Annotated in this window: 16 protein-coding genes and 2 pseudogenes; 7 read left to right on the forward strand and 11 right to left on the reverse strand. The window is 61.7% G+C overall.

Annotated features, from left to right (window positions below):
• Window positions 1-7: 7 nt before the first annotated feature.
• Window positions 8-841: a DUF2182 domain-containing protein gene (locus tag WI754_RS06675; protein ID WP_349436903.1), complete on the forward strand. Its 834-nt coding sequence runs from the start codon at window positions 8-10 to the stop codon at window positions 839-841.
• Between the two features lie 23 nt (window positions 842-864).
• Here the strand turns inward: WI754_RS06675 and WI754_RS06680 are convergent, their stop codons facing one another.
• Entirely contained in the window at window positions 865-2,448 is a 1,584-nt protein-coding gene (locus WI754_RS06680) for a peptide chain release factor 3 (RefSeq protein ID WP_349436905.1), read from the reverse strand.
• A gap of 96 nt (window positions 2,449-2,544) precedes the next feature.
• Between WI754_RS06680 and dut the strand changes: the two genes are divergently transcribed.
• Complete coding sequence (gene dut / locus WI754_RS06685) at window positions 2,545-3,015, forward strand: dUTP diphosphatase (protein ID WP_349436906.1); 471 nt, start codon at window positions 2,545-2,547, stop codon at window positions 3,013-3,015.
• Entirely contained in the window at window positions 3,016-3,915 is a 900-nt protein-coding gene (locus tag WI754_RS06690) for a GNAT family N-acetyltransferase (protein WP_349436908.1), read from the forward strand.
• Window positions 3,916-3,918: 3 nt separating this feature from the next.
• Here WI754_RS06690 and WI754_RS06695 read toward each other — a convergent pair whose 3' ends face one another.
• On the reverse strand, window positions 3,919-4,365 hold the full coding sequence (locus WI754_RS06695) for an Lrp/AsnC family transcriptional regulator (RefSeq protein WP_349436910.1): 447 nt from the start codon (window positions 4,363-4,365) through the stop codon (window positions 3,919-3,921).
• Between the two features lie 133 nt (window positions 4,366-4,498).
• On the opposite strand from WI754_RS06695, the gene WI754_RS06700 reads away from it, so the two are divergent.
• Both WI754_RS06700 and WI754_RS06705 read left to right on the forward strand, forming a co-directional pair.
• Complete coding sequence (locus WI754_RS06700; RefSeq protein WP_349436911.1) at window positions 4,499-5,395, forward strand: DMT family transporter; 897 nt, start codon at window positions 4,499-4,501, stop codon at window positions 5,393-5,395.
• 20 nt (window positions 5,396-5,415) lie between these two features.
• Complete coding sequence (locus tag WI754_RS06705; RefSeq protein WP_349436912.1) at window positions 5,416-5,721, forward strand: NIPSNAP family protein; 306 nt, start codon at window positions 5,416-5,418, stop codon at window positions 5,719-5,721.
• Between the two features lie 3 nt (window positions 5,722-5,724).
• On the opposite strand, the gene WI754_RS06710 is transcribed toward WI754_RS06705, so the two are convergent.
• Window positions 5,725-6,282: a cysteine hydrolase family protein gene (locus tag WI754_RS06710; protein ID WP_349436913.1), complete on the reverse strand. Its 558-nt coding sequence runs from the start codon at window positions 6,280-6,282 to the stop codon at window positions 5,725-5,727.
• 40 nt (window positions 6,283-6,322) lie between these two features.
• The gene (locus WI754_RS06715) at window positions 6,323-6,955 is read right to left on the reverse strand and encodes a LysE family translocator (RefSeq protein WP_349436914.1); all 633 of its coding nucleotides are present in this window, start codon (window positions 6,953-6,955) and stop codon (window positions 6,323-6,325) included.
• A gap of 151 nt (window positions 6,956-7,106) precedes the next feature.
• On the opposite strand from WI754_RS06715, the gene WI754_RS06720 reads away from it, so the two are divergent.
• Window positions 7,107-7,724 carry a LysE family translocator gene (locus WI754_RS06720; RefSeq protein WP_349436915.1) on the forward strand — a complete coding sequence of 206 codons (618 nt, stop codon included), beginning with the start codon at window positions 7,107-7,109 and terminating at the stop codon, window positions 7,722-7,724.
• A 133-nt stretch (window positions 7,725-7,857) separates the two neighbouring features.
• Window positions 7,858-8,826, forward strand: a complete 969-nt coding sequence (gene cysK, locus WI754_RS06725) for a cysteine synthase A (protein WP_349436916.1) — start codon at window positions 7,858-7,860, stop codon at window positions 8,824-8,826.
• Window positions 8,827-8,883: 57 nt separating this feature from the next.
• Here the strand turns inward: cysK and WI754_RS06730 are convergent.
• The 7 genes and pseudogenes from WI754_RS06730 to WI754_RS06760 all read right to left on the reverse strand — a co-directional run.
• A pseudogene (locus tag WI754_RS06730) lies at window positions 8,884-9,729 on the reverse strand (ATP-binding protein); the annotation flags it as partial.
• Window positions 9,730-9,835: 106 nt separating this feature from the next.
• Window positions 9,836-11,251: a DUF1254 domain-containing protein gene (locus WI754_RS06735; protein ID WP_349436917.1), complete on the reverse strand. Its 1,416-nt coding sequence runs from the start codon at window positions 11,249-11,251 to the stop codon at window positions 9,836-9,838.
• Between the two features lie 260 nt (window positions 11,252-11,511).
• Window positions 11,512-11,625: pseudogene (locus WI754_RS06740) on the reverse strand (ATP-binding protein); the annotation flags it as partial.
• A 322-nt stretch (window positions 11,626-11,947) separates the two neighbouring features.
• On the reverse strand, window positions 11,948-12,895 hold the full coding sequence (gshB, locus tag WI754_RS06745) for a glutathione synthase (RefSeq protein ID WP_349436918.1): 948 nt from the start codon (window positions 12,893-12,895) through the stop codon (window positions 11,948-11,950).
• A 691-nt stretch (window positions 12,896-13,586) separates the two neighbouring features.
• Window positions 13,587-14,882 (reverse strand): MFS transporter, encoded by a 1,296-nt coding sequence (locus tag WI754_RS06750; protein WP_349436919.1) that lies wholly within the window; start codon window positions 14,880-14,882, stop codon window positions 13,587-13,589.
• Window positions 14,883-14,972: 90 nt separating this feature from the next.
• Window positions 14,973-15,374 (reverse strand): MarR family transcriptional regulator, encoded by a 402-nt coding sequence (locus WI754_RS06755; protein WP_349436920.1) that lies wholly within the window; start codon window positions 15,372-15,374, stop codon window positions 14,973-14,975.
• A gap of 458 nt (window positions 15,375-15,832) precedes the next feature.
• The gene (locus WI754_RS06760) at window positions 15,833-16,948 is read right to left on the reverse strand and encodes a sn-glycerol-3-phosphate import ATP-binding protein UgpC (protein ID WP_349436922.1); all 1,116 of its coding nucleotides are present in this window, start codon (window positions 16,946-16,948) and stop codon (window positions 15,833-15,835) included.
• Window positions 16,949-16,952: the final 4 nt, after the last annotated feature.

A 16,952-nucleotide genomic window follows, 5' to 3' on the forward strand; every position in this document is an offset into this window, starting at 1 on the left:
TAGGACGATGCCTGGAACCACGCTCGACGCCCTGCTGAAGCGGGACCGGATCATCATAATCGCCAGCCTAGCCGCCATGACCCTGCTTGCTTGGGCCTATCTGCTTTCGCTCAGCGACACGATGGCGGCAGGTGAAGAGCCGATGCGATCCATGGATGGCATGCCCGGGACGGATATGCCCGGCATGCCCGAGGCCATGCTGGCGCCGCATGTGTGGAGCCCCGGCGAGGCATTGCTTGTTTTTGCGATGTGGTCGGTGATGATGGTCGGCATGATGCTTCCGTCGGCCGCGCCGATGATCCTGCTCTACGCGCGTGTTGGCCGGCACGCCGCAAGCCAGGGCGCGCCCTTCGCGGCCACCGGCGTCTTCGGCAGCGGCTATGCCGCGGCCTGGTTCGTGTTCTCGCTTGTGGCAACTGCCGGACAATGGCGGCTCGAACGCGGCCTGCTGCTGACGCCGATGCTGGAGAGCGCGAGCGGCCTGTTCAGCGGGATGCTGCTCCTCTTCGCCGGCCTCTATCAGTGGACGCCGCTCAAGCATGCCTGTCTCAGCAAGTGCCGTGCGCCCCTCGCTTTCATCCAGAGCGAGGGGGGATTTCGCCGCGAGCCGTGGGGTGCCTTCAGGATGGGGCTGCGTCACGGCCTTTATTGCGTCGGCTGCTGCTGGCCGCTCATGGCGCTTCTGTTCGTCGGCGGGGTGATGAACATCCTCTGGATCGCCGGGCTCGCGATCTTCGTGCTTGCCGAAAAAGTCATGCCCGGTGGGCAGCGGCTCTCGCAAGCCGCCGGCGCCATCCTCGTCGCAGTGGGCTCATGGCTCATTGTCCGTGGCCTCTTCTGACGGCAGGGCCGGGGCGGCGAATATCACGCGGCCTTGGCGACGTGATACTCCTTGATGGCGACCATCTTGATAGCCGGGTAACGTTCCGCTTCATAACGCAGCGAGAATGAATCCTGGGCCAGGAAGACCGGGTCCCCGTCGAGGTCGCGGGCAATATCGCCACGCCGGGCGTTGATGAATTTGTCCAGGTCCGCTGGCTGATCGGCCGAAATCCAGCGGCAGACGGAGAAACGCGCCACGTCGAAGGAGACCGGCAGGCCGTATTCCGACTGCAGCCGTTCCTTCAGCACGTCGAGCTGCAGCGCGCCGACGACGCCGACGATGGCCGGAGAGCCGTCTTCGGGGGAGAACAGCTGCACCACGCCTTCCTCTGCCATCTGCTGCAGGGCTTCCTTCAGCTTCTTGGCCTTCATCGCATCTTCGAGCCGCACGCGACGCAGGATTTCCGGCGAGAAGTTCGGTACGCCCTGGAACACCAGCTGTTCGCCTTCGGTCAGCGTGTCGCCGATGCGCAAGGTGCCGTGGTTCGGAATGCCGACCACATCGCCTGCATAGGCCGTGTCGGCAAGCTGACGCTGCGAGGCGAAGAAGAACTGCGGCGCTGTCAGGCCGAGCTGCTTGCCGGTGCGCGACAGGCGCGCCTTCATGCCGCGCTCCAGCTTGCCGGAGCAGATGCGGGCAAAGGCGATGCGGTCGCGGTGGTTCGGATCCATGTTCGCCTGGATCTTGAAGACGAAGGCGGTCATCTTGTCGTCGGTCGCCTGGACCGTCCGGACGTCGGCCACCTGATCGCGTGGCGGCGGGGCGAAGTCTCCGAGCGCATTGATGAGGTCGCGCACGCCAAAGTTCCTGAGCGCCGAGCCGAAGAAGACCGGCGTCAGATGGCCTTCGAGGAACGCCTTCTTGTCGAACGGCTTGCAGGCCTCGATCGCCAGCGACAACTCGTCGATGAAGGCATCGCGCTCGTTTTCCGGCAGCCGATGGGCGGCCATTTCCGGCCCGTTGACCTTGGTGAGGATTTCCTGCGTGTCGGAGCCGCGCACGGTGTTGTCGGCGAGATGGTAGGAGCCGCAGAAGGTCTTCGAACGGCCGATCGGCCAGGTCACGGGGGCGCAGTCGAGCGCCAGCTTTTCCTCGACCTCATCCAGAATCTCGAACGGGTCGCGGCTTTCGCGGTCCATCTTGTTGATGAAGGTGATGATCGGGATGTCGCGCATGCGGCAGACTTCGAACAGTTTGAGCGTCCGCGGCTCGATGCCCTTTGCGGCGTCGATGACCATGACGGCGGCATCCACGGCCGTCAGCGTGCGATACGTGTCGTCGGCGAAGTCCTCGTGGCCGGGTGTGTCGAGAATGTTGAAGACATTGCCGCCATATTCGAAGGTCATCACCGAGGTGACGACCGAGATGCCGCGCTCGCGCTCGATCTTCATCCAGTCGGATCGCGTCTGGATGCGGTCCTTCTTCGCCTTGACCTCGCCGGCAAGCTGGATCGCACCGCCGAATAGCAGCAGCTTTTCGGTGAGCGTGGTCTTGCCCGCGTCCGGGTGCGCGATAATAGCAAAGGTGCGGCGGCGGGAAACCGCCTCGGCGAGACTTTCGGCCATGATGTGAATCCTGTGAATTGCCGCGTATGTAGCGACTCCGTGGATAACTTGCAATTCGCATTGACCGTGCCGGAGCTGGAATTGCTAATGAGAGGCATGACTCTTCATTCCCAGACCCGCCCGACCCTCAGCCTCGTCCGCCTGCCAAACGCAACAGGCATCGATCTGCCCGCCTATGAGACGGCCGGTGCTGCCGGCATGGACCTTCGTGCCGCTGTCGCTGCCGATCAGCCGATGACGCTCGCACCCGGCAAGCGGGCACTCGTGCCGACCGGCTTCATCTTCGAAATCCCGGCCGGATACGAGGCGCAAATCCGCCCACGCTCCGGCCTTGCCTTCAAGCACGGCATCACCTGCCTCAATACCCCCGGCACGATCGACAGCGATTATCGCGGCGAGGTGAAGGTGCTGCTCGTCAATCTCGGCGACGAGGATTTCGTCATCGAGCGCGGCATGCGCATTGCCCAGATGGTGATTGCCCCTGTGACGCAGGTTTCCGTCCGCGAGGCGCCGAATGCCAGCGAAACCGCGCGGGGTGCCGGGGGCTTTGGCTCGACGGGCGTCTAAATGCCTGTCGCGTCCGCTGCCTATGGCCTGACGTTCCGGCAGGATTATTTCGGAGATCCCGCCGCCTGGGCCGCGCTGGTGGCGCTGCTGCACGATACGTTCCGCATCGATGTCAGCATTCAGGATCGGTTCGGCGGACCCGATCCGACGAGCATGCCGTTCGCGTATTTTGATGAGAACGGCATCGGCGTCGCCAATTTCAGCGCCTTTTCCATGCCGATCATGATCGACGGCCGGCTTGTCACGGCGGCAGGCTTCCAGTCCGGTGCGGTCCGGCCTGAATGGCGAGGCCGGGGACTCTACCGCGATCTGATGCGGCGGGCGTTCAACTGGTGCGACGCACGGGGTTTTGAACTCGGTCTTCTCCTGACCGACAAGCCGGCACTGTATGAGCCCTATGGGTTCAAAAACGTGCCGCAGCGCCAGTTCTCGGGGCCGCCACCGGTGGCTGCGAGACCCGAGGGCTCGTCGCGCACGCTCTCGCTTGACAATCCCGGCGACGTGGCTGTGGTAAAGCGGCTGTTGCGCGAAAGGACGCCGGTTTCCCCGATCTTCGCGGTCGCGGCGCAGACGGAGATGTTTCTGCTCAACAGCTACTTCGACCCCGGCATCCGGCTGAGCTACCTGGATCAGCCCGAGGTTGTCGTTGCATGGAAATCCCGCGAAGCGAATTGCTTTCAGCTTCTCGACATTGTCGGCCGGACCCTCTCGCCACTCTCCGTCATCCTTGCTGCACTTGATCTGCGCCCGGATCGCATCGAAGTCTGCTTTCCGCCTGACAGGCTGGATTGGCAAGGGAAGCCGGAGCCGTTTGCCTCACAGACCAGTTTGATGGTTCGGGGAGCGGCTGCGGACCGTCTGGCCAGGCCCGTTATGCTTTCGCCGATGGCCGAGTTTTGACACTCATTTTCCACCGTTGAGCGGCGGTAGCCGGCGTTTCACCGGCGTTGACTTGACGATCGAGGTATTGGTCTGGGCGCGTTCGGCGACCTTGTCGAGGATGGTGTCGAGTTGTTCCATGTCGCGCACCAGCAGCTTGGCGATAAAACAGTCGTCGCCCGTCACCTTGTCGCACTCGACGAATTCCGGCGTGTCCTGGATCAGCTTCTCGACGATATGCAGCATGCCCGGCATCGGCCGCACGCGCACCACCGCCTGCAGGGCATAGCCGAGGGCTGCCGGATTGACGCCGACAGTGAAGCCGGTGATCACGCCGCGATCCTCCAGCCGCCGCAGTCGGTCCGCCGTGCTGGGCGAGGATAGACCAGCCTCCTGGGCCAAATCCTTCAGGGATATGCGGGCATTGGTACACAGGATGTCCAGCAGACGCCGGTCGATGTCATCGAGCAAGGAAGCCTCCGTTAGGAATAATTGGCAATTTTCCTTTCATGATTAGGGACAATACCGGATCGTCCTTTCAAAATCCATATAAAAAGGCCTTTCTGCCGACTATCCTTCCGTCGTGTTCAAGGGAGTGGAAGTGATGGAAAAGGATGTCAAAACCGGCAGCATCGAAATGACCGCCGCCATGCTGATTTCCGGCACGATCGGCTGGTTCGTGCTGATGTCCGGCCAACCGGTGATCGATGTGGTGTTGTGGCGCTGCCTGTTCGGGGCGCTGACGCTTCTGGCCATTTGTGCCTCGCTCGGACATTTCCGCAGCGGGATCCTCACATGGCGGCTGTTTGGCCTTGCCGTGCTGGGAGGCGTCGCCATTGTCGTCAACTGGCTGCTTCTGTTCGGCGCCTATTCGCGCTCCTCGATCTCGATTGCCACCATGGTCTACAACACCCAGCCCTTCATGCTGCTCGCCATCGGCGGGCTTTTTTTCAAGGAGAAGATCACCGCGGCGAAGCTCGCCTGGCTCGCCGTTGCGTTTGCCGGCATGGTCGCGATCGTCGAGGCCAAGCCCGCGGGTGATTTCACCGGGGGCGATTATCTGACGGGGATCGCCATGGCGCTGGGCGCTGCATTCTTCTACGCGCTGGCCGCGCTCGTGGCGAAAAGGTTGAAGGGAACGCCGCCGCATCTGATCGCGCTGATCCAGGTCGTCACCGGCCTTCTGATGCTGGCACCTTTCGCCGGCACCTCCGGCCTGCCGACGGAGGCCTATCAATGGGCGTTGCTGGTTGCCATGGGCGCGGTCCATACGGGACTGATGTATGTGCTGCTGTATGGCGCCATCCAGAAGCTGCCGACGCACGTCACCGGCGCGCTGTCCTTCATCTATCCGGTTGCCGCCCTTGCCGTCGATCGCATCGCCTTCGGTCATCAGCTGCAGCCGGGGCAGCTTCTCGGCTCCGCGGCGATCCTGATTGCGGCTGCCGGCATGACATTCGGCTGGACATTACCCCGCCGGGTGCGGCATCAGGCGGGCTGAGACATCCATGGGAGACCCGCATGATCACCTGCTATCTTCGCTACATTATCGACCCTTACAAGCTCGCCGAGTTCGAGGAATACGCAAAACTCTGGATCCCGCTGGTCAACCGATTGGGCGGCACGCATCATGGCTATTTCCTGCCGCATGAAGGGGCGAACAATATCGCGCTCGCCCTCTTCAGCTTTCCGAGCCTTGCGGCTTACGAGGATTATCGCGAGCGCATGGCAAAGGATGCCGAATGCCAGGCAGCCTTTGCGCTTGCCGAGAAAAGCCGCTGCATCCTGAGTTACGAACGCAGCTTCATGCGACCGGTCCTTGAGTAACCCTCAGAAGGTGATCTCGTCCGATCGGCGTAGCTCTATGGCATGTCCGCCGGCGTTGAACCCGCGGAGCACGGCATTGTGATGGGCGATGATCTGCGAAAAGGTCAGCTCGCCCATGTCGCCGGTCGAATGGCCGTCGGAAAGCAGCGTTACGTCATACCCGAGCGACACGGCGCGGCGCGCAGTGGTATCGACGCAGAACTGTGTTTGACAGCCGCCGATGACGAGATGGGTTATGGACCGCTTTGCCAGCTGTTCCTCAAGATCGGTCTGGAAGAAGCTGTCGCAGCTTGTCTTGTGAATGACAGTCTCGCCGAGCACCGGCGCAATTTCATGGCGCAGGCCCCAGCCCTTGGACGAGCGTGCGAGCGGGTCTCCCGGGCCGCCGTCATGCTGCACGAGAATAACCGGGACATGGGCGGCTCGGGCGCGCGCCTGGATCGACTGCAGCCGGCCGATGGTCTCGTTGAGGGCCGCGTCTATGGCAGGCTGGCGCTCCGGTGTGCCTTCGCCCTCGAGGATGGCGTTCTGAACGTCGATGATAAGTAGTGCTGTTGTCATGGCATGCTCAAGTCTTGGTTGGGAGGAAGGAAAAACCGTTTCAGCGGCGGCTTTCCATCGCCATGCGAAGGGCAAGAGCGCCGAGCACACCGCCCATCAGCCAGCGCTGCATGGAAAGCCACGCCGGGCGGCCGGCGAAAAACGTGGCGATGGAGCCTGCCGTCAACACGATCAGCGCATTGACGGAGAGGCTGGTGAAAATCTGGATCGTGCCGAGAACGACGGACTGGGAAAAGACCCGGCCCAGGGCCGGATCAATGAACTGTGGCAGCAGCGACAGATAGAGAACGGCGATCTTCGGGTTCAACAGGCTCGTGGCAAAGCCCATGAAAAACAGGCGGCGCGGGCTGTCTGCCGGCAGGTTGCGAACTTCGAAAGCCGAACGCCCGCCGGGACGCAGGGCCTGCCAGGCGAGATAGAGGAGGTAGAGCGCTCCGGCAAACCGCAGCGCATCATAGGCATAGGGTACCGCCAAGAGCAGCGCGGTGATGCCGAAGGCGGCCGACAGCATATAGACCAGGAAGCCGAGGCCGACGCCGGTGAGCGAGACCAATCCCGCCACCGGCCCCTGACAGAGCGAGCGGGAGATCAGATAGATCATGTTCGGCCCGGGCGTCAGCACCATGCCAAGTGCGACAAGGGCGAACGCGGCCAAGCTTGCGGTTCCAGGCATGAACGGCCTCTCCAGTTCCGGGCGGTGCAAGGCGAAGGTTTGTGCCGGAGCAATGCATTAGCCGGAACAGCCGCTTCGATCAATGCAGCCAGATTGCCCGGCTCAAGAAAAACAGCTAAATGTTCGCGCTCGCAAATGTCCGGAGCCGATTATGAGCCTCGCCACCCTTTTCGCCTACTGCACTGCCCTCTTCATCGCGGCCGCGATCCCCGGGCCGGGCATGACGGCGATCGTCGCGCGGGCGCTTGGTTCAGGATTTCACGAAACATTCTTCATGGGGCTCGGTCTCGTGCTCGGCGACCTGGTCTATCTGACGGCCGTCATCCTTGGTCTTGCCTTCGTGGCACAGACTTTCACCACCGCTTTCATGGTCATCAAGATCCTCGGCGCACTCTATCTCGTCTATATCGCCTACCAGCTCTGGACGACCGGGCTGCTGCCGCAGGATATCCAGGCGAAGAAAAGCGCAAGCATGGGCCTGTCCTTCCTCTCCGGACTGCTGGTCACGCTCGGCAACCCGAAGACCATGTTGTTCTATGTAGCGCTGGTGCCGACGCTGATCGATGTGCATGCGATCGGCCTCAACGAATATGCCATTCTTGTCGGCTCGACCTCCATCGTCCTGATGGCGGTTCTGATCCCGTATATCCTGCTGGCCTCCCGCGCCCGGCTGCTTCTGAAACAACCCCGTGCACTCAAATCGCTGAACCGGATCGCTGCCGGTATTCTCGGCACCACCGCCGCCTACATCGCCACGCGAGCTGCCTGAAATAATCATTCGGCAACCGGCGGTTACGCAACAGTTTTTTCCAATGAGGATCAAGCGGTTGGAGAATAGCCCTCTGGCAAGCGGGTTGGTTTGATCCTATTGTCCCTCACAACTTGGCAAAAGGGAGAACACCATGTCAGAGCAGCGCAAGCCCGGCCGCGGCCGCATCTATTCCTCGATCACCGAGACCATCGGCGATACGCCGATCGTTCGCCTCGACAAGCTGGCGAAGGAAAACGGGGTGAAGGCCAATCTTCTGGCGAAGCTGGAGTTCTTCAATCCGATCGCCTCGGTCAAGGATCGTATCGGCGTTGCTATGATTGAATCGCTGGAAGCACAGGGCAAGATCACGCCCGGCAAGACGACGCTGGTCGAGCCGACGTCCGGCAATACCGGCATCGCGCTCGCCTTCGCCGCTGCCGCCAAGGGATACAAGCTGATCCTCACCATGCCGGAAACCATGTCGGTCGAACGCCGCAAGATGCTGGCGCTGCTCGGCGCCGAACTGGTGCTGACGGAAGGCCCGAAGGGCATGAAGGGCGCCATCGCCAAGGCGGAAGAACTGGCGTCGACCTTGCCTGACGCGATCATTCCGCAGCAGTTCGAAAACCCGGCGAACCCGGAAATCCACCGCAAGACGACGGCCGAGGAAATCTGGAACGACACCGACGGCAGCATCGACATCCTCGTTTCCGGCATCGGCACCGGCGGTACGATCACCGGCGCCGGCCAGGTGCTCAAGGGCCGTAAACCGTCGATCAAGGTTATCGCCGTCGAGCCGGAGGAATCACCCGTCCTTTCCGGTGGCGCTCCCGGCCCGCACAAGATCCAGGGCATCGGCGCGGGCTTCGCACCTGCCATCCTCGATACGAAAATCTACGACGAGATCATCACGGTCAACAGCGCTCAGGCCGTGGAAACGGCGCGGCAGGTGGCGAAGCTCGAAGGCGTGCCGGTCGGCATCTCCTCTGGTGCTGCACTGGCGGCTGCGATCAGGGTCGGCCAGCGCCCGGAAAACGAAGGCAAGAACATCGTCGTCATCATTCCATCCTTCGCCGAACGCTACCTGTCGACGGTGCTGTTCGAGCATCTCGTCGGCTGATCATCGCGATCCTCTGCGTCCAAGCCACTCTCATGTCCGCATGAGGGTGGTTCTGCCTCATGCCGCGGCCGTCAACCGTTCCCCGGCAATGCGGTAGGAAATCGCCTCGGCCAGGTGGACGCGCCCAACCGTCAGCTTTTCGTGAAGGTCGGCGAGCGTGCGGGCAACTTTCAGGACGCGGTGGTAGCCGCGCGCCGAAAATTTCATCTTTTCCGCGGCGTCGCGCAGCCGCTGCAGGCCGCCGGCATCCGGCTCGGCCATCTTCTCGATCATGGATGTCGAGCAGCGCGCGTTCGAGAGGATTTCCGGCATGCCGAAAGCGATGAAGCGATCCGCCTGGATTTCGCGGGCGCGGGCGACGCGTCTTGCGACGATGGCACTCGGCTCGGCCGGCGCCGGGCGGATGAGGTCGGCGGCGGTGACGGAGGGGACATCGATGCGGATATCGATCCGATCCATCAACGGGCCGGAAATGCGCCCCTGATAGTCGGAGACGCAGCGGGGCCGAGGGCGCAGGTATGCCCCGGTTCGCCCGCCATGCCGCAGCGGCATGGGGTCATGGCGGCGACCAGCTGGATGGCGGCCGGATAGGTGACGCGGTGATTGGCGCGGGCGATGATGCATTCAGATGTTTCGAGCGGCTGGCGCAGCGCATCGAGCACCTGGGCGAGCGAAGCCTCGCCCGGCTTGGCGCGGGCCGCCGCCGATCATCGCGGCCATCGTCGCCGAATGGTGTGGCGTGGGGAAGGGCCGCCGGTCCGACAGCTTGCCGCCCGGCAGTTGCCCGGCGATCGAATGGATCATCGACACTTCGAGCAGTTCGGCGGGAGAGAGCGGCGGCAGGATCGAGGGCAGGCGGGCGGCGAGCATCGACTTGCCGGAGCCGGGTGGGCCGACCATCAGCGTGATACGCTGACCTGTGGTCCTCCTTGCGCCAGGAGCTGCCACGGAAATAACTTCCGCTTCGCGCTAAAAGTTAATTTCCGGCAGCGCCTGGCGTTCCCGTCCCTCACGCTGCTTTGGTCATCGGCGGATGCTTCCATGTGCCGTCGAGCGCCGCTTCCTTTGGCCAATAGAGGCGCATGAAAGCGATGAACGGACCTTTGGGCGCAGGCAACCAGTTCGCCTCCTTGTCCTTGCCCGGCGACTCGCTCTGGACGTAGAACGTCAGGCCGCCGTCGGCGTCCTTCACGAACTGCGGGAGCATCGGCGAGTTGAGCAGGTAGCGGTTGATCGGATTGGCGACGAGGAGGCTCTGCGGCAGCTCGTACATAGTCAGTGACCAAAAGGCGTTGACGGGTGGCAGTTGCCCAGGCGCGAAGCGGATGGTGTAGCGGTTGGCACCGGTCAGCTTCTGTCCGTCGGCGTCGACGGCGTAGACCGGATACATCGCCTCCTGCTTCGAATTGCCCCCGATGCCGAGCACAGCTCCAGCCATGCGGTAGAGGTAGTTGTTCTTCAGATACTCGCGCGTGCCGAAAACGTCGCCGGAGGTCACTTCCCCCGTGTCGATTTTTTGTTTCTCCAAATTCGCGAGTTCGGCCCAGGCGTCGGCCATTCCCTGCTCGATGGCGGTTTTCATTTCAGGCGAAAGCTTACTCGCGTCGAAGGTCTTGCCCGCGCCGACTCCGATCTTGGCAAAACGCGCCATCAGTTCGGTTTCTGACGGATCGGTGGGACAGTATTGCAGGATGAAGTTCAAAATGTTGAAAAACTCGGGCGACGTCTTTTCTTCTGCGGGCGTCAGCGTCTTGATGAAATCAACAGCGGGCGCGGCGACTGGCGCGGGTTGGCCGAGAAACGCCGACAGCGGCTCTGCCTTGTAACCCGCCTGGATTTTCTTGACGTTGTCGAGATCGTCCGGATTGAAAAGCTGCGTCCGGTAGGCGGCCCATATGAAATCGGTCTCCGAGCGGATCACTTTCTTCACGCCCTTTGGTGTCTCGCCTTTCCAGCCTGGTCCTGCGATGAGGAAGCTGCCGCCATCATTGCCCGTCGCGCGGCTGCCTAGATAGTCGAAGTTGAAAGTGTACGCATCGATCATTTGAACGCTGAAATAACGGTCCTTCTCAATCGGTGGCACGGTGAGCACCATCGGTTCGGTGCGCAGGTCCAAGCCGAGCCACGAGTAGGGCGTATCCGAGTTGGGCGTCTGGATCGCCGTGTCGGCTGGCGTGTACACACGCGGGGTATTGACGATCTGATTCCATGGCCCCTTGTATTCGGGGTTTTTGGTGTCGACGAAATAAGCGTGCTGGATGCGGTAGCTGTCCACCATCGGGAAGCCGTAAATATAGGCCTCCTTGGCGATGGCACGGGCTTCAACGTCAACGAAGTCCGCAGCTTGAACCGTCGCGGTACCAAACCCAGCAAACCCTGCAGCCAGAATCATGCCTTTCGTGAAATCGCGTTTTGTTAGGTTCATGGCATTTTCTCCCTCAACACCAATCGTGAGGGTAGATGGTGCGCTTGTATCGCGAAAACGCAAGTATCTAATAAAACCTAAAGATGAATTGCCCCATTTGTCGTTGGAACACCCCAGGAGGCATTCGGCCGACAACTAGACGACGGGTGGCCGCCGTATCAGTGGGCCACGAGCGGCCGCTATGGGGCCATGAAGAGAAGTTCACCGAGGTCCCAAATGCGCCAACAGCCGTCGGAAGTTCGACGTCAATTAATGTAGCACAACGTTAGGAGATTGTGGTTTCCGGCCGCGGCCACCTCCAGCGCCCGCTTGGCGCTTTCCTGGCCCTTGATATCGGCGAGATCGGGCATGTTGGCGGCACTGGCGCGGCGCGACCATCACCTGGACGTCGACCGGCATGCCCTCTATGCCCTGAAATGCTACCGTACTGACACGCGCGACCATGATTGCCCCTCTTGCCGCGAGGCGGGCTCCATCCCTGCCACCACAACCTTCACCGGCTGTAGTGGAAAATCTTGCACGAATAACGGAATAAAATAAGAACAGTTATCGAACATGCTCGACGACGATAATCGCCAAGGTTGAAACAGGTTGTATTTTTCGAGGAAGCGGAACAACCGTGAACATCCATGGGATTAAATCGGGTTGTAGCCATGCGCAACCGAGGCGGGTGACGCCTCGGTTGGATCTGTTGTGTCAGGCGCGCTTGCGTTCGATCGCGTCCCAGAGAAGCGCGGCGATATCGGCGCCGCCAAATTTCTTCACTTCGCGGATGCCCGTCGGTGATGTGACATTGATCTCGGTCATGACGTCGCCGATCACGTCGATGCCGACGAGCAGGAAACCGCGTTCGCGCAGCGCAGGCCCGATGCGGGTGCAGATTTCCTTTTCCCGCGTGGTCAGCTCGGTCGCCTCCGGCTTGCCGCCGGCATGCATGTTTGAGCGGGCGTCGTGTTCGGCCGGAACGCGGTTGATCGCGCCGACCGGCTCGCCGTCGACAAGGATGATGCGCTTGTCGCCCTTGCGCACCGCCGGCAGGTATTCCTGCGCGATGAACGGTTCGCGGAACATCTGGCCGAACATTTCAAGCAGCGACGAGAGGTTGCGGTCGTCGCGGGTCGAATGAAACACGCCGGCGCCGCCATTGCCGTAGAGCGGTTTCAGGATGATGTCGCCCATCTCGGCGCGGAAGCTGGCGATCTCGGTGGGGTCGCGGGTGATCAGCGTCTTCGGCATCAGGTCGGGAAATTCGGTGACGAAGATCTTTTCCGGCGAGTTGCGCACCCAGGCCGGGTCGTTGACGACGAGCGTCTTCGGATGGATGCGCTCGAGCAGATGCGTCGAGGTGATATAGGCCATGTCGAAGGGCGGGTCCTGGCGCAAAAGCACAACGTCCATGGTCGACAGGTCGATGCGCTCGGCGTCGCCCAGCGAATAGTGGTCGCCCTTGACGTCGCGCAGGCTCATCGGCTGGACGGTGGCAATGATCCTGCCGTCCCGCAGCGACAGCTGGTTCGGCGTATAGTGGAACAGCTTGTAGCCGCGCGCCTGCGCTTCGAGGCTCATGGCGAAGGTACTGTCACCCGCGATGTTGATGCCCGAGACATGATCCATCTGGATCGCGACATTGACGATTCTTGCCATTGAGTCATTTCCTGTTGATCGTGGGCGTCGTTGAGAGAGGCCTGTCTATATCAAATCGGCTCTGCGGAAACCTACAGATTTCTGTGGAGGCTTGCATTTAGATACAATGAGGCCTTCACGCGGCGCGTTACGCCCGTGGCTTGGCGCCCCGCTCGTTTCGGGCAGGCATGAACTCGGCCGGGACACATCGTGTGCCTGATTGAGTAGATAAAAGTGACACGCGATGTGTCCCGTCGCGGTGGTTTTTACCTGCAACTGCGGTTTCTCTGCGGGGATGGCGGCACCGTTTTCCGGTACAGGGTGGTGCTCGCAGCTCTCGCTGCCGCGCCACGAAAGGCCTGTCTTTCGACACACCAGTCGCGCTCCTCATGTGTGCCTCACAGGCACGCCCCGTCCTGTTTCAGACGAGAGGGAAACCATTTTCTGCAGGCCCCCGCGGCCGCGCCTGCGTTTCAAACACCGACCGAAGGCACCGGCCCCGCCTCGCCGGCAACGCTATCCGGTGTATCCGATGGCGGGACGAGAGGAGTATGGCACGGGCGCAAAAGGCGGGGATGGACGGGGAAGGAATTTGGGGAGATTTCAGCGCCAAATGCGACAGGTTTTCAAGAAAATATGAGGCATTCTGCAATGCGTCGGTCTTGGAAAGGAACGGCGCGAACGCCGTCCCGATGCGCACCTTGGGCCTGCCTCATGCAGCCTGGGGCGTGAGTGTTGCGGAGCCCGGCTTTTTCAGCAGCATGACAGCGAGGGCTGCGAGGATGCACATGAGCCCTGCGATCTGCAGGGCCGGCATATAGGTATCGAAGTCGCTCTTGAAATAACCGGCGCCGAAGGCGGCGGTCGCCGCGCCCAGCTGGTGGCCGGCAAAGACCCAGCCGAAAACGATGCCGGCCTTTTCGCGACCGAAATTTTCCGCAGCGAGCTTCACTGTCGGCGGCACGGTTGCCACCCAGTCCAGGCCGTAAAAGATTGCAAAGACGGACAGCTCCACAAAGCTGAAACCTGAAAGCGAGAGATAGATCAGCGACAGGCCGCGCAGCCCGTAGAACCAGAAGAGCAGTACGCGGCTGTCATACCGGTCCGAGAGCCAGCCGGCGAGGATCGTGCCGAAGAAATCGAAGATGCCGATGACGGCGAGCGTACTGGCGGCGGTGACGGCAGCCATGCCGAAATCACCGCAGATCGAGATCCAGTGGGTCTGGATCAGGCCGTTCGTCGACAAGCCGCAGACAAAGAAGGTGCCGAACAGCACCCAGAAGACGGGATTGCCGGCGACGCTTGTCAGGGTCACGAGCGGCGAGACCAGGGTGGCGAGTAGATTGTGATCCTGCTTCGGTGGCTTGGTAATCGCCGTATCGCCATAGGCCGGAAGGCCTACGTCGGCGGGATGATCGCGCATCAGAAGCAGGACGAGTACCATGGCAGTCGCAATGACCGCGACAGCCAGGGCCAGCGCGGTGCGCCAGCCATAGGCCTCGGTGAGCGCTGCCAGAATGGGAAGGAAGACAAGTTGGCCGGTGGCATTGCTTGCCGTCATCAGGCCGACAACCAAGCCGCGGCGCTTGGAGAACCAGCGAGCGGCGACGGTGGCACCCAGCACCAGCGCCGTCATGCCCGTGCCGACGCCGATCACCACGCCCCAAAGCAAAAGCAGCTGCCAGACCTCGGTCATGAAAAGAGATACGACGATGCCGCCCATGATCAGGGCCAACGCGGTCGAAACCACCTGGCGGATGCCGAAATGGTTCATAAAGGCTGCAGCGAACGGGCCGAGCAGGCCGAAAAGCACGAGGCGAACCGCCATGGCCGAGGAGATGTCGGCGATATCCCAGCCGAATTCCTGGTGGAGTGGCTGGATCATGACGCCGGCCGAACCCATGGCGCCTGCGGTTGCCAGCATGGTGAGGAAGGTGGTGGCGGCCACAACCCACCCATAATGGATTTCCTTTTTCGCCATCCAGTCGGCGACATTTGTCGAGATCATCTGCCCGTCTCCTTCGATTGCCGCGCAGGTGGCGCGATATTAGGGGTATATGCCCGCATTAGCGGGTAGATATCCGTTTCTCGATAAAAATCAGAGAGCTGCCAGCAGCTCCCGCAATTGTTCCGTCTTTTCCTGTCCAAGCCGGGCCTCGATATCATCCTGGACACCATCCCACAGCGGAGCGCCCTTATCGAGAATTTCATGCCCTTTTGGCGTGACTGTGAGAACCGCTTCGCGTTGGTCCTCGCCGTGGCCGATTGCGACCAGCTCCATGCGCTCCAGCACCTTGGCATTGCGGCCGACGGTCGAACGATCGAGCTCGACGCGACGGGCAAGCTCGGTCAACGAGACCGGCTCCAGTCTTCTGATGTTTCTGAGCAGGCTGAACTGGCCGATATTGACGCCAAGCGGTGCCAGCGCCTCGTCGTAATAGGACGAGACCTTGCGAGTTGCCTTGCGCAACAGAATGCAGTGACAGGTGGCGTTCGACATTTTTGCGGGTATATACCCGTTGATGTGACATGACAAGGGGGAAAGCCTATGGCTTTGCCGAACTTCTTCGTGCTGTTGATCGAAAGCCGGAGCTGGGTTATTTCCACCCCACGCCGAAAGGGTTCGACGTTCAGGCCAACTCGAACACCGCGGCTGGAGCCGGACGAAAACGGTATACGATGACAGCATCGTCGTCATCTCGCAGGCTGTCGCCGAAGAGGTGACTAAGGGCAACCTGCCGTTCGACAAGGCGCTGGACGCCAATCTCGCTATGTGGATGCGCGCCTGACGAGTCAATCGACCTCATTCGACGCGCGTACGCGACATCCCATCCCCTCAGCCAGTTCAGCGAATTCGTCTGCACCGAAGTCGCCTGATTTTCGGCGGCTTCAAACTGGCGATGCTGGGAGGAAACAGCTTCTTAGACGAAATTCATCCCGGAAATGTATCCACGCCGGCTACCCGACAGCCGCCTCCAGCGTCTCCGAAACTTCGCGTTTGCCGCCGAGACCGTCACGCGACTGCGCCAGCCGCTTGCCGGTCGTGGCGTCGAAGAAATGCAGGCGTGACGGGGCGATCGTCACGGCGATGGCGTCTGCGATCTCGATTTCAGGCGATAGCGCCGCCGTCAGTTTCTTGCCGTCCACGGTGCCGTGGACCAGCCGCTGGGCGCCCAGTTCCTCGATGTAATCGACCTTCATGGTCAGTGACTGTTCGCCCGTCCGGGCGACACGCAGGTCTTCGGCGCGCATGCCGACGGTGAGTTCGGTCGGCAGGGCGGACAGGCGGTCGCTTTCCAGCACCTGCGAGCCGAAGTGAAGCCGCGTGCCCTCGCGCGTGCCGCGCAGAAGGTTCATCGCGGGAGAACCGATGAAGCTCGCGACGAAGGTCGAGGCCGGTGTGTGATAGACATCGAGTGGGCGGCCGATCTGTTCGATCTGGCCGCCGTTCAGCACCACCAGACGGTCGGCCAGCGTCATCGCTTCGAGCTGGTCGTGGGTCACGTAGAGCGAGGTCGTCCCAAGGCGCTTCTGCAGCTGCTTGATCTCGCCGCGCATCGTGACGCGCAGCTTGGCGTCCAGATTGGACAATGGCTCATCGAAGAGAAAAGCCTCCGGCTTGCGGACGATGGCGCGGCCCATGGCGACGCGCTGGCGCTGGCCGCCGGAGAGCGCGCGCGGCTTGCGGGTCAGGTACTGCTCAATCTCCAGCATGCGGGCGGCTTCGGCGACGCGCGCGTCGATCTCGGCCTTCGGCGTGCCGCGGTTTTTAAGGCCATAGGCGAGATTGTTGTAAACGGTCATATGCGGATAGAGCGCATAGTTCTGGAAGACCATGGCGATGTCGCGCTCGGCCGGCTCGACATCGTTGATGACGCGGTCGCCGATTTCGACAGTGCCCTTCGAGATCGCCTCGAGACCGGCGACCATGCGCAGAAGCGTGGACTTGCCGCAGCCGGACGGGCCGACGAGCACGATGAACTCGCCGTCGACGATATCGATCGACACGGATTTCACCGCCTCGACGCCGCCGGCGTAGATCTTCGAAACACCCGAGATGTTGATCGCTGCCATGGCC

The organism is Pararhizobium sp. A13, from assembly GCF_040126305.1.
In the GTDB taxonomy this organism is placed as follows: domain Bacteria; phylum Pseudomonadota; class Alphaproteobacteria; order Rhizobiales; family Rhizobiaceae; genus Pararhizobium.